The organism is Rhizobacter sp. P3_B12, from assembly GCF_056402895.1.
In genome coordinates this window covers 1-12,692 of record NZ_JBFUGN010000083.1, presented here as the reverse complement: position 1 = coordinate 12,692, position 12,692 = coordinate 1, and the positions used below count along the sequence as shown (strand labels likewise).

Genomic DNA, 12,692 nt, shown 5'->3' with positions numbered 1-12,692 from the left:
AGTGTTCGCCGTGGCGCATCAGCAGCGCGCCGGCCCGGTCGCCCTGGGCGCCGGCCCGTGCGAGGGCGCACTGCAGGTTGCGCTGCGCCGTCTCGCGGATGTCGATGGTGGCGAGCTGCAGGCCGGCCGCTTCGCACAGCGATGCGAGGTCCTGGATCACGCGGTTCGGTGTTGCGGCGACGAAGGCCTGTTTCGGCCCGTGCGCGCGGCCGTCGCCGACGTGCATCACGTCGATCGTCAGGTCGTCGACATGGCAGTCGACCAGGTCCTTGATGCGCCAGCGGGCCGCGGCCTTCAGTTCCTCGGGGGCGACCGCCGGGGTGTCGATCTGCAGCAGCTGGCACTGCGGCACCTGCAGCAAGGCGATGACCGAACGCGTGGGCAGGCCGAGTGCGCGCAGGCGGCCGGCCAGCTCCTGCGGGCGTGCGGTGTCGACGGGCACCGTGCCGCAGCGGCGCAGCAGCGGGCGCTTGCCGCCGTCGATGGCCGACACCTGGGCGTAGACCAGCGTGCTGCCGTCGAACGAGATGGCCAGCGAATCGGGGGAGGTGGGGCGTGTCCACGGCCAGCGCAGGGTCATGTCAGTGGTTCTCGCGTTGGTGGAGGAATTTGTCGGCGCCGCGGTAGAGCCCGTAGGAGATGCGCGCCGATGGATCGCGGTCGTAGCTGCTGCCGCACCAGGCGCCGCGCAGGTAGGAGAGGCCTGCGCCGGCGGTGGCGGCGTCGCCGCTGCCGGGTGTCCAGGGTTGCAGGCAGGCGTAGTCGGTGGCGCTGCTGCCGAGGCTGACGGCGATGTCGAAGGTGCCGCGGTGTCCGCTGGTGATCGGTTCGAGCGGGATGCTGCCGCTGCCGGCAGAGAGCGTGAGCGTCGAACCGCCGGCCAGCACGGTGGTATCGCTGGCCGCCATCGTCAGGCGGTAGTTGCCGAAGTTCAGCGTGCTCGCAGGAACCGTCGTGCAGCTGTCCAGCGTGTTGGTGACGAACGCACTGCCGTTCCAGTACTGGGCCACCATGGGAATGGACGCGCGGAGGCCGCGAGGCATGATGACGTTCTGCAGGCGCAGGCGGCCGAAACGCAGCGGCACGGTGACGAGCGCCTTGTGGTCGTTGCCGCTGACGCTGCTGTCGGCGTCGAGGTCGAACGAGCCCATCGCCGTGTAGTCGCTGTCGACCGGGGCGATTCCGAACGTGGCATCGACGAAGGGACCGTCCGGTGAGCTGGCGCGCTCGGCCGTGGCGGTGACGGTGACCGCGGCAGTCCCGGTGCCGTTTCCCCAGGCCGCGGAGAAGGAACCGAGTGAAAGCCGGGGTGAACTGGAGGTGGCAGAGAACACCGTGCTGCCGCTGACGCCTGCCAGCTGGAGCGTGCCGGCGTTGCCAAGATCGAGCCTGGCGTAGCTGCTGGTGTAATTCTTCGTCGTGTTGCCGAGTGCGTCTTGTGCCGTGAGCGTGAAACTGATGGCGAAGGGTTCGCCCAGGTAGTTGAATGTGGRGGTGGGCGAGCAAGCGCTCTGCGGGCGCAGCGTGACGCTCGCGTTGTCGGCGGCGAACCTGGCAGGAACGAAGCGCCCGACGGCCGATCTCGACGTGGTTGCGAGGGCGTCCGTGAACAGCGAGCCATTCAATGTCAGGCCGCTGCCCAGGTAATCGGTGACGAGCGATTGGCTGTCGAGTTGGAAGCTTCCCACTTCCGAGTAGCTGAGGGTGCTCGGCGTGGCCTTGCCACCGGAAAAGCCGGAGATGCTGCTGCCATAGCTCAGCGTGCCCAGCACTCCGGTGGACGGTACCTGGCTGCCCGCGAGGGGCCGGAGCGTCACGGCGCTGTTGAAGAAGGGTGCCAGGCCGCCAGCTGTCACGTTCGCCAGCGTCGCCGTGCTGTCCGGCAGGCCGTCGTCGTTGCCATCGGTTCCGTTGCCGGCCATCGAGGACGTCCAGCGGTAGGCGCCGACATCGGCCTTGAAGCTTATGCCGGCACGACAGAAAAGGGTATCCCCCTCGGCAGTGTTCGAGAAATTGACAGGCCGGTTCAAGTAGCTGTGTTCGCACCACAAGTTGCTGACCACCAGCGCGAAGGGCCGCACCGTCAGCGCATTGCCCGTGCCGCTGATGGTGGCGCTCGTGTAGCTCTGCGAATCGTCCTGCAGGCTGAAGCTGTAGCGTCCGATATCGGTCGTGCCGACATTGAAGCTGGCGACGCCGCTGCTGAAGTTCAACGTGATGTTGCTGGAGGCTGGCTGCGCGGCGGGGATGGTCAGCGCGGGCGAGACCACGGTGGGCGCCGTCCAGCTGCCGTTCGAATCGGCGCGCCACATCTTGAGCGAGTGGCTGCCGGTGTAGTCGGTGGCGGTGCTGCAGTTCGAGGAACTCGAGTCGCTGCGTGTCACCGTGACCGTGTAGTCGTGCGGCCGGCCGGCGACCGCTACGTTGCTGCCCGAGATCTTGCCGGCGGCGTCTTCCGTGAAGCTGAACGCGTTGCTGCCGCTGACCGAGATGGTGGACGAGGTGCCCGATCCGGAGGCGTCCGCCGCCGTGATGCTGAAGGTGCTGGCCGGCACATCGGCGAGTTTCAGCTGGACGGTGCCGGCGTCTGCGGCCACGAACGTGTAGCTCGCGCTGCCGTCGTTGGCCGTGCCGTTGTCGAGCGTGCCGCTCGGGGCCGGGGACGAGCCTGCGCTCCAGTTGCCCTTGCCCGACGATGTGCTCAGCGTGGCGGACCCGGTGTAGCTCGTCCGTCGGCTGCCATCGCTGTTCAGCGCGGTGACCGTCACCGACGTCGATCCGCAGATCGTCCCGCTGTTGCTGGCCGTGACGGTGAAGCCGGGGGTGTTCGTGCAGTGGTACAGCTGGGTGGAGGGAATGGCAACGTGTGAACTGCTTCCGGGCTTTTTCCATCGCAGCACAGCGAGGTTGCTGCCGGTCCCATGCCACGACTCAACGGTGACCGGAACATAGGTGCCACCCGTGAGCGTGATGGAAGAACCCGAGACGGATGATGTGCCGGGCTCGGTGTCGTACCAATCGCCCGCGTAGTAGGCACCATTGATCCACAGCCGGGCATTGCCCTGGTCTTGCATGCTGAACGTGTAGGAGCCCGTGGTCGGCACCAGGATTGCCCCCGTCCAGCGGACGCTGTAGTTGCTGCTAGGGATACCGCTGACCGGGGAGGAGGACCACGTGAAGTCCAGCGTCGAGTCGGTGCGAGTGACGGTGTTGCCGGTGAAGAAGGCGCCGGCCGTGGCGTTCTGGTCGTAGTACGTGCCGGTCAGTCCGCTGCTGTAGTTCGCGCTGTAGCTGATGGTTGCCGACGTGGTAGCGATCGTGTTGGCCGGCCCGGTGGCCATGTCCACGATGTTGCTGACCGTGAGCGTTTCGGATTGGGAGAGGGCCGGTGAAACCGTCAGCAGCACGGACTTGCCGTCCAGCTGCAAGGTCGCCGCGCTGACGGTGTGGCCGGAGACCGCGTAGTTCGACGCCGTCTGTGCGCTGCTGCTCTCGACCTGCTCCGAGAACCGCGCGAGCACCTGGGTGCTCGAGCCGCAGAGCAGCTGGACGGATGACAACGTCGGGGCCGTGCTGTCGCTGACGCCGGTCGTCAGCCCCATGGTTCCGTCGCTGCGCGGGATGACGGTCGCGGTCGAGCCGATCGGCGATGGGCCGGCCCACTGCAGGCGCGCCGTCGCGGCACCGGTCGCCTGGTAGTACTCGTAGGTGAACGCATACCGGCTGCCGGCGCTCAACTGGTTCTGGCACGGCACGGAGACCGTGGTGGCCGTGGTGCGGGTGGTCCAGCTCTCGATGAGCTTTTCTGTGGCGCTGAAGTTGCCACTGAGATCGCAGTCCACGTAGAGCCTCACGCCGTCCGCTGCCTGTACGGTGAAGGTGTAGGTGCCGTTGGTCGGGATCAGCACGTAGCCGGTGTAGCGGACCTTGTAGTAGGTGCTGTTGATGCCACCTGCAGGAGCCGACGTGATGCCGTTGACGTCGATCGTCGACTCGATGCGGTCCAGGGCGACCGCGCTGCTGTTGAACGTGAAGTCCGTGCCGCCCGAGTACATGTTGAAGTACTCGGCGCGAACACCGGTGACTTCGCCGGCTGTGGCGGTCATGCAGACCCCCGCGGCCAGAACCCCCGCCAGCAGCGCCATCGTGCGTTTCATCGTGCGAACGTCCAGGTGAGCTGCCGCTCGACATACGTCGCCGCGGCCGTGGCAGTGGAAGGGCATGCCCCGTTGCTCGGCGCGTTGCAGGCATTGGCGACGACCGCCCAGAAGGTCAGCGCGCTGCTGCCGTCGCTCGCCGTATCGGGGTAGGTGGACGGGGTGCGAGTGCACCTGAGCGTGACGGTGAAGCCGCTCAGCGTGCCGCCGGGCACGATGCTGTTGGTTGCCATGCAGTCGCCGTTCGCGGTTCCGGCATTGGCCTGCCAGTACGCCCACCATTCCAGCCCGGCGCGCGCGGCCTGGTAGGCGCGCGCGGCCTGCAGGTCGGACGCCGCCGCGAGGTGCTGGCGCTGGCTGATGTCGGCCAGCGCCGCCCCCAGCGCGGCCAGCACGACGAGGATGAAGACGACCGACACCATCGTGAAGCCACGGTGTGCGAGGCGTCGGCCCGGGGGGCGTTCAAGGCAGGTTGTCGACGTGGACTTCATGGTGCAGGGTGATGCTTTCAGTGCCCGAAGGCGTGCTGGCGGCCAGGCTCAGTTGCAGGCTGACCAGGCCGGCGCGCATCGCGAACACCGCGGCGTCGTAGGTGAAGCTGCAGGCGGTGACGCCGGTGGCCAGCACGCTGGCAACCCCGCTGCTCGGCGGGTCCGGCTGCGTGGCCTGGAAGCCGTAGCCGCTGTAGCGTGTCAGCGTGCCGGCGCCGAGGTCGCAGCGGTAGGTGACGGGCGTGTCGACGGCGAACACGCGGTAGGGCGCCGAGAAATCACCGACCGGCAGGCCGGACAGCGAACTCACCGTGATCGTCGTCGCGCTGCCGGCGGCGTTGGTCGCGGTGCGGCGGTTCGAGTTCGACTGTTCGGTGGCGCTGCTGTTGGCGGCATACGCATCCGAGCCGGTGATGCCGGGCCCGAGGTTGTAGAACACCAGCTGCTGCGCGCTGCCGAGCGTCAGCGGCGGTCCGACGATGTCGAACGAGGTGTCGACGGTACCGAACTGGAGCCGGTCCGTGCCCTCCGTCTTGTAGCGGGCGGCGCCGGTGGTCGGGATCAGCTCCAGCGACAGGCCCGTCGACGAGACCCGCGGGCTGTTGGGCAAGGCCACGCGCAGCTCGCGTGCGATGCGCCGCAACGCGTTGTCGGCCACGTCGACCAGCTGGGCGCGGGCCTGCGTGGCCAGGTAGAGCTGCACCGGCTGCGCGATGAAGCGCGTGACGATCGCGGCGAGGATGCCGGTGATCGCGATGACGATCACCGCCTCGACGAGCGTGAAGCCGCGCCGGCGATCAGATGGCGGGTGAGGGCGCATGGGCGGTCCGGTAGCCGTCGAGGGTCAGCGTGTTGCCGTCCGGGCTGGTGACGGTGACGCTGATGCGCAGCACGGCGCCGCTCGCTGCCGTCAGCGGGTAGTAGCTGTTGCCGAGGTCCGCCGTCGTCACTGCCACCGAGGCGCGGTAGCCCGACAGCGCGGAGATCGTCGTGTTCGTGATGTCGACGATGCCGTTCTCGGCATAGCCGTGGTAGTCGTTGACGTTGTCGAACGGCGGCGTGGCGGTGCGTGTCTCGTTCGACTCCGGGCCCATCGCCTCCGGCAGGCTGGCGCAGCCGGCCGCGCTGGTGACGGTCAGCGCCGCATTGGCGTCGTCCGGATCGCACCAGGTGAGCGACATCTGCTCGACCTCGTCGAGCAAGGCCTCCGCGATCGCCAGCGCCTGCCGCCGCTGCAGCGGATCGGCGCTGTGCGCGCCGGCCTGGATGAACACCCGCAGCACACCCGCCAGCGCCGCACTCAGCACGACCATGAAGACGACGAGCTCGATCAGCGACAGGCCGCGCTGATGAAGATGACCGGATGGCAGGATGGACATGCCGGACTTATCGGGGCCTGCGGGTGCTGCTGGAGAGTACATATCAACCGGCCCGGCCCATCGCCGCCTGGCCGAGGCTCCACAGCGGCAGGAACACGCCGAGCGCCAGCACCAGCACCAGGCCGGCGATCACCAGCAGCAGCAGCGGCTCGATCGCACTGGCCAGGCCCTTGATGCCGTAGGCGGTCTCGCGCTCGTACATGCCGGCGATCTCGAGCAGCAGCGCGTCGAGTTCGCCGGTCTCCTCGCCGACCGCGATCATCTGCAGCACCACCGGCGTGAAGATGCCGCTGGCCGCGGCGCAGCGCGACAGGCTGCCGCCGCGCTCGACGCCGTCGCGCATCTGTTCGATGCGGCTCGCGATCCACGCGTTGTCCACCGTCTGCGCGACCACCGTCATCGCCTGGCTGAGCGGAATGCCGCTGCGCGACGCCAGCGCGAAGCTGCGTGCGAAGCGCGCCAGCGTGGCCTTCTGCACGATCGGCCCGGCGATCGGCAGGCGCAGCTTCAGCCGGTCCCAGCGGTAGCGGCCGTCCGGCGTGGCGAGCCACGAGCGCAGCGCGGCCACGCCGGCCGTGCCGGCCGCCAGCAGCCCCGGCCACCACGCGAGCGTGAAGGCCGAGAAGCCGAGCAGCAGGCGCGTCATCAGCGGCAGCTGCGTCTTGAAGCCCGCGAACACCGAGGCGAAGGTCGGCAGCACGAACAGGTTGATGACCACCAGCGCGATGCCCATCGCCACCACCACCATCGCCGGGTAGCGCAGCGCCTGGCGGATGCGCGAGCGGATGTCCATCTCGAACTCGATGTGCTCGGCCAGCCGCAGGAACACCTCGGGCAGCCGGCCCGTCATCTCGCCGACCCGCGTCATCGCGATGAAGAACGGCGTGAACACCTGCGGGTGGCGGGCCAGCGCGGCCGACAGCTCGCGGCCCTGGTCGAGGCAGGCGCGCACGTCGGCCAGCACCCGCGAGAGCGCCGGCTTGACGGCCGAGGCCTGCAGCCCGGCCAGCGCGCGCAGCAGCGGCACCCCGGCCCGCAGCAGCGTGTAGAGCTGCCTCGACAACACCAGCATGTCCTCGAGCGTGACGGGCCCTGCGCGCAGGGCCTGCCACCACGCCGGGGACGCCGCCACCGCGCCGGCATCGTTCACGGTGATGTGCACCGGCGTGACGCCGCCGGCCAGCAGTTGATCGGCCACCGCCGATTCGGTGGGCGCGTTCAAGGTGCCGGCGATCAGTTCGCCGCGCGCGTTGCGGCCTTTCCAGTGGAACCTATCCATGGCCGGCGTCCTGGTGGAATTCGCTGGTCAGGCGCATCGCCTCGGCGATCGAGGTCTGCCCGGCGCGCACCAGGTCGCAGGCGCGGTGTGCCAGCGTGCGGCCGCGCATGCGCTCGCGTGCCGCCGCGAGGAAGGCGGCCGGGTCGCCGTGCGTGGCCGCGTGGGCCAGCCCGGCGTCCATCTCCAGCATCTCGTAGACTCCCAGCCGCCCGGCGTAGCCGGTGCCGTTGCAGAGCTGGCAGCCGCGGCCGCGCTGGGTGGCGGTGGCATCGCTGCCGGTCATCCCCTCGAGCCAGGCGCCCTCCTGGGCCGTCGGCAGGTGCGGGCGCGAGCACTGCGTGCAGTTGCGGCGCACCAGCCGCTGTGCGACGACCGCCTGCAGCGCGGTCGCCACCATGAATGCGGGCACGCCCATGTCGAGCAGGCGGAACGGTGCGCTGGCCGCATCGCGCGTGTGCAGCGTCGACAGCACCAGGTGGCCGGTGATGGCAGCGCGCAGGCCGATCTCGGCGGTCTCGGGGTCGCGCATCTCGCCGACCAGGATCACGTCGGGATCCTGGCGCAGCATCGCGCGCAGCACGCGCGAGAAGCTCAACTCGATCTTCTCGTTCACCTGCACCTGGATCAGGCCGGGCAGGCGGTATTCCACCGGATCCTCGACGGTGATCACCTTGTTGCGCTCGGCGTCGATCTCGGACAGTGCCGCGTACAGCGTGGTCGTCTTGCCGGAGCCGGTCGGGCCGGTGACGAGCACCGTGCCGGTGCTGCGGCCGAGCAGTTCGCGAAAGCGCGCCAGCATGTCGTCGGGCATGCCGATGTCGTCGAGCCGACGCACCTGGCTGCCCTGCCCGAGCAGGCGCATCACCAGCGATTCGCCGTACTGGCACGGCAGCGTGGACAGCCGCACGTCGAGCGTGCGATCGCGCAGGCGCAGCGAGAAGCGCCCGTCCTGCGGCAGGCGCTTCTCGGAGATGTCGAGGTTGGCCATCAGCTTCAGGCGCTGGGCCAGCGCGGCGGCGATCCGCTTGTCGGCCTGCGTCTGCGTCTGCAGCACGCCGTCGATGCGGCTGCGGATCAGCAGCTCGTGCTCCTGCGGCTCGATGTGCACGTCGGAGGCACCGATCTGCATCGCGTCCTCGAACACCGATTCGAGCAGCCGCACCACCGGCGCGCCTTCCTGCCCGACGGTGGCCTGCAGCGTGCCGAAATCGACCGCGTCGCCGATGTCCTTCTCGAGGGCCTTCGCGAGTCCGGTGATCTCTTCGGTGCGGCGGTAGTGGCGGTCGAAGGCCGGCGTCAGCTGGCTCTCGGGCGCGACGGCCGACTGGATGCTGCGCTTCAGCAGGCGCGAGATGTCGTCGTGGGCGGCCAGGTCCAGCGGGTCGGCGAAGGCCACCAGCAGGTGTTCGCCGCGGTCCTCGAGGACGATCGCGCGGTGGCGCCGCGCCGCCGCCTCGCCGAGCAGTCGCACCACCTCGCCTTTCAGCGGGAAGCTGTTCAGGTTGACCACCGGCACGCGCAGCTGGCGCGCCAGCGCATGGGCCAGCGCCTCTTCGGTCAATGCGCCGCGCTCGATCAGCACGCGGCCGAGCTTGCGGCCGCTCGCGCGTTGCAGCTCCAGCGCCTGCGCCAGCTGCTCTTCGGAGATCAGGCGCTGCGCGAGCAGCACGTCGCCCAGGCGCAGCTTCTCGCGGCGCACGGGTGCCAGCGGGGCGTTCATGGCCACGCGGCCCCGGGGCGCGCCGGGGGCCGTGCCCTCGCAGGGGCGCTCAGGTGTTGCTGGTCGCCCGCACCTCGGCCAGGCTGGTCGCGCCCTGCAGCACCTTCTCGATGCCGTCCTGGCGCAGCGTGCGCATGCCCTCGAGCAGCGCGCACTGCAGCAGCTGCTCGGCACGTGCGCTGGTCTGGATCAGCCGGCGCAGTTCGCGCGACACGATCATCAGCTCGTGCAGGCCTGCACGCCCCTTCTGCCCGGTGCCGCCGCACTTGTCGCAGCCGGGGCTGTGGTAGTGCATCAACTGGCCGTTCTGGCCGAATCGTTCTGTCCATTCTGTTCGGATCACGTCTGGTTGGAACCCAGGGTGATCTTGCGGACAGATATGCAAGTAATCGTGCAGAAGTTCGTCGATTTCGTCGGGAGATGCCAACCGTGCCACACGGCAGTGGGGGCACAAACGTCTCACCAACCTTTGTGCCAGTACACCCAGCAGGGAGTCCGCGAAGTTGAACGGATCGAGGCCCATGTCGATCAGCCGCGTGACGGTTTCGGGTGCGCTGTTGGTGTGCAGCGTGGACAGCACCAGGTGGCCGGTCAGCGAGGCTTCGACGCCCATCTGCGCGGTTTCACCATCGCGCATCTCGCCGACCATGATCACGTCCGGGTCGGCGCGCAGGAAGGCGCGCAGCGCCTTCGCGAAGGTCCAGTCGATCTTCGGGTTGACCTGCACCTGGCGCAGCCCCGGCTGGGTGATTTCCACCGGGTCCTCGGCGGTCCAGATCTTGCGCTCGGGCACGTTGATGTGGCTGAGCGCCGAGTGCAGCGTGGTCGTCTTGCCCGAGCCGGTCGGGCCGACGCACAGCACCAGGCCGTAGGGGCGCTCCATCGCCTCCTTCAGGTGCTTCAGGTTCCACGGGCTCAGGCCCAGGTTGTCCAGCGGGATCGGCTTGGCCGACGCGAGGATCCGCATCACCACGTCCTCGAGCCCGCTGTTGGTCGGGATGGTGGCCACGCGCAGCTCGATCTTGTGCTGGGCCGAGAACTTCGAGAAATTGATCTTGCCGTCCTGCGGCTTGCGGCGCTCGGAGATGTCGAGGTCGCACATGATCTTGATGCGCGCGATCAGTGCGTTGCGGTAGTTCGGCGGCAGCTCCAGGTGGGTGCGCAGCGTGCCGTCCTTGCGAAAGCGGATCTTGATCTTGTCGCGGCCCGGGTAGCTCTCGATGTGGATGTCGGAGACGCCTTCCTTGTGCGCCTCGATGATCATGTTGTTGATCAGCCGCACCAGCGAGTTGTCCGATTGCTCGATCTGCCGCTCGTCCTCGAAGCCGGGCAGGTCGGAGTGCTCCTTCTCCAGCGTCTCCATCAGCTTGCCGGTATCGGCGGCGGTGAACTCGATCGGCCTGTCGGGCGAATCGCCGCCGGCCGCCAGGTGGTGGTTGGCGGCACCGATCTTCTCGTAGGCCTCGAAGATGGTGTCGGCCACCGAGCGGCCCAGCGCCAGCACCGGCACGATCTTCATCTGCGCGATGAATTCGACCTCGTCGACCGCGTTGCGCCGGCGCGCCGGGTCGTCGATCGCGATCACCAGCCGGCCTTCGCGGATCAGCAGCGGCAACACCAGCAGCCGCGCCGCGGCCGCATACGGCAGCTTGCGCAGCGCCTCGGCCTCGACCGGGAAGGCGTTGACGTTGACGACCGGGTAGCCCATCTTGCGCGCGAGCGCCGTCTGCAGGTCCTCGCGCGAGACGGTGCCCATGCGCACCAGCAGCTCGCCCAGCGGCACGCTGCGGTCGTTCTTCTGCTGCGAGAGTGCATCCTGCAGCTGTTCTTCGCTGACCAGGCCGAGCGAGGTCAGCGCCTCGCCGATGCGCACCATCGGCATCTTGGCCTGCTGCTCGATCGCGCTGAGCAACTGGATGGGCGTGACGATCTGGCGCGAGACCAGGATGTCGCCGAGCTTCTGGTTGCGCAGTTGCTGCTGCATGTCGGCGGCCTGGGCCACCTGCTGTGGGGTCACCATCTTCTGCGCCACCAGCAGGTCGCCGATGCGCTCGCCGATCTCGAAGTGCTCGTAGGCCTCGCGCGGCACGAACAGGCGCTGCACGCTGCCCTCGGCATCGATCGGCGGGAACAGGAACAGCCCGTGCGGCGTGTCCACATGGCCGATGGTGTCGCCTTCGAGCAGCGCGCCGGATTTCAGCGTCACCTTGTAGCGGCTGGACGGGCGGTGCTCGAGCATGCCGGCGTGCGGGTCGCGGCTGGCATCGCTGGCGGGCTTCAGCGGCTCGACGACGCGCAGGCTGCGGAACTGCGTGAAGCGCAGCGCCATCGTCGTGCGGGCCGGCGGCACCTGCACATGGGCGACGGTGGACTCCGGCACGAAGAAGATCAGCCGGCCGTTCATCTCGCGGTCGTTCAGCCCGACGATCTGGCAGGCCTGCGGCTGGTTCTGTTCCAGCGCATCGGGGTAGGCGGCGAACGGCGGCGTCGGCCAGCGAAAGCCTTCATGGCGGGCCTTCTCGGCCGGCGCGGGCGCGGGCGCCGGGGCGGGCGCATCCGAGAGGGGCGGCAGTTCGAGCGCCCAGTTCGGCGGAGTCGTCAGATTGGACACGGGTCCATCCTTTGAAGGACGGGCGCGTGCGGACGGGCCGGCGCGCCAGGGCGCGGAACAGTTTTCCGCCCTGGCACTGTATGAGTACAAACTTCCCGTTGAAGGTACGAAATGACTGGGTTTTGCCCGTCAGTCGTAGCCCGGATGCCAATCCGGGGCTTGTCCGACACATCCCCGGATTGGCATCCGGGCTACGACTTCATCTGGTCCGGCAGGAACGTGATGATCTGCGGGAACACGTACAGCAGCACCACCATCAGCACCATCAGCAGGAAGAACGGGAAGGCGGTCTTCGCGATGTAGCCGATCTCGCGCCGCGTCATGCCCTGCAGCACGAACAGGTTGAAGCCCACCGGCGGCGTCACCTGGGCCATCTCGACGACGATCACGATGAAGATGCCGAACCACAGCGGGTCGATGCCGGCCTTCTGCACCGTCGGCATGATCACGCCCATCGTCAGCACCACCATCGAGATGCCGTCGAGGAAGCAGCCGAGGATCACGTAGAACGCGGTCAGCATCAGGATCAGCCCGAACTGGCTGAGACCGAGCGAGGCGATCCATTCGGCCAGGTGGCGCGGCAGGCCGATGTAGCCCATCGCGAGCGTCAGGAACGCGGCACCCGCCAGGATCAGCGCGATCATGCAGTACAGGCGCGTGCCGCCCATCAGCGACTGCCTGAACGTGTTCCAGGTCAGCGAGCCCTGCACCGCCGACAGGATCAGCGAGCCCAGCACGCCCAGGCCCGCGGCCTCGGTGGCGGTCGCGATGCCGGCGTAGATGGAGCCCAGCACCGCGGCGATCAGCAGCACCACCGGGATCAGGCTGCGCGAGGCCTCGAGCTTCTCGCGCAGGCTCATCGGCGCGTCGGCCGGCGGGATCTGTTCGGGGTGGCGCAGCGACCACAGCGCGATGTAGCCGGAGAAGATCAGTGCCAACAGCGCGCCGGGCAGCACGCCGGCGATGAACAGCTGCGAGATCGAGACGTCGGCCGTCACGCCGTAGACGATCATGATGATCGACGGCGGGATCAGCAGGCCGAGCGTGCCCGCGCC

General features: G+C 68.6%; 8 protein-coding genes and 1 pseudogene. All 9 read right to left on the bottom strand.

The window, feature by feature from the left end; translation table 11 throughout:
* Positions 1 to 580: pseudogene (locus AC1D01_RS07370) on the bottom strand (hypothetical protein); the annotation flags it as partial.
* A gap of 1 nt (position 581) precedes the next feature.
* Positions 582 to 4,055 (bottom strand): PA14 domain-containing protein, encoded by a 3,474-nt coding sequence (locus AC1D01_RS07365; protein ID WP_477865407.1) that lies wholly within the window; start codon positions 4,053 to 4,055, stop codon positions 582 to 584.
* Between the two features lie 98 nt (positions 4,056 to 4,153).
* Positions 4,154 to 4,579, bottom strand: a complete 426-nt coding sequence (locus AC1D01_RS07360; RefSeq protein ID WP_477865405.1) for an agglutinin biogenesis protein MshP — start codon at positions 4,577 to 4,579, stop codon at positions 4,154 to 4,156.
* Positions 4,580 to 4,619: 40 nt separating this feature from the next.
* Complete coding sequence (locus tag AC1D01_RS07355; RefSeq protein WP_477865404.1) at positions 4,620 to 5,468, bottom strand: prepilin-type N-terminal cleavage/methylation domain-containing protein; 849 nt, start codon at positions 5,466 to 5,468, stop codon at positions 4,620 to 4,622.
* A complete protein-coding gene (locus AC1D01_RS07350; RefSeq protein ID WP_477865403.1) occupies positions 5,446 to 6,027 on the bottom strand; it encodes a prepilin-type N-terminal cleavage/methylation domain-containing protein in 582 nt (193 codons plus the stop codon). The genes AC1D01_RS07355 and AC1D01_RS07350 overlap by 23 nt, the downstream gene beginning before the upstream one ends.
* A 43-nt stretch (positions 6,028 to 6,070) precedes the next feature.
* Entirely contained in the window at positions 6,071 to 7,306 is a 1,236-nt protein-coding gene (locus AC1D01_RS07345; RefSeq protein ID WP_477865402.1) for a type II secretion system F family protein, read from the bottom strand.
* Positions 7,299 to 9,026 (bottom strand): GspE/PulE family protein, encoded by a 1,728-nt coding sequence (locus AC1D01_RS07340; RefSeq protein WP_477865401.1) that lies wholly within the window; start codon positions 9,024 to 9,026, stop codon positions 7,299 to 7,301. Before AC1D01_RS07340 ends, AC1D01_RS07345 begins: the two co-directional genes overlap by 8 nt.
* Positions 9,027 to 9,075: 49 nt before the next feature.
* Positions 9,076 to 11,637 (bottom strand): GspE/PulE family protein, encoded by a 2,562-nt coding sequence (locus AC1D01_RS07335; protein WP_489740380.1) that lies wholly within the window; start codon positions 11,635 to 11,637, stop codon positions 9,076 to 9,078.
* A gap of 191 nt (positions 11,638 to 11,828) precedes the next feature.
* Positions 11,829 to 12,692, bottom strand: an 864-nt coding sequence (locus AC1D01_RS07330) for a TRAP transporter large permease (protein ID WP_477865400.1), incomplete at its 5' end; no start/stop codon positions are given.

Excerpts from the sequence above, each read along its gene's own strand:
- AC1D01_RS07355 (WP_477865404.1), bottom strand. The coding sequence starts at position 5,468 with ATGCGCCCTCACCCGCCATCTGATCGCCGGCGCGGCTTCACGCTCGTC.
- AC1D01_RS07350 (WP_477865403.1), bottom strand. The coding sequence starts at position 6,027 with ATGTCCATCCTGCCATCCGGTCATCTTCATCAGCGCGGCCTGTCGCTG.
- AC1D01_RS07360 (WP_477865405.1), bottom strand. The coding sequence starts at position 4,579 with ATGGTGTCGGTCGTCTTCATCCTCGTCGTGCTGGCCGCGCTGGGGGCG.
- AC1D01_RS07345 (WP_477865402.1), bottom strand. The coding sequence starts at position 7,306 with ATGGATAGGTTCCACTGGAAAGGCCGCAACGCGCGCGGCGAACTGATC.
- AC1D01_RS07340 (WP_477865401.1), bottom strand. The coding sequence starts at position 9,026 with ATGAACGCCCCGCTGGCACCCGTGCGCCGCGAGAAGCTGCGCCTGGGC.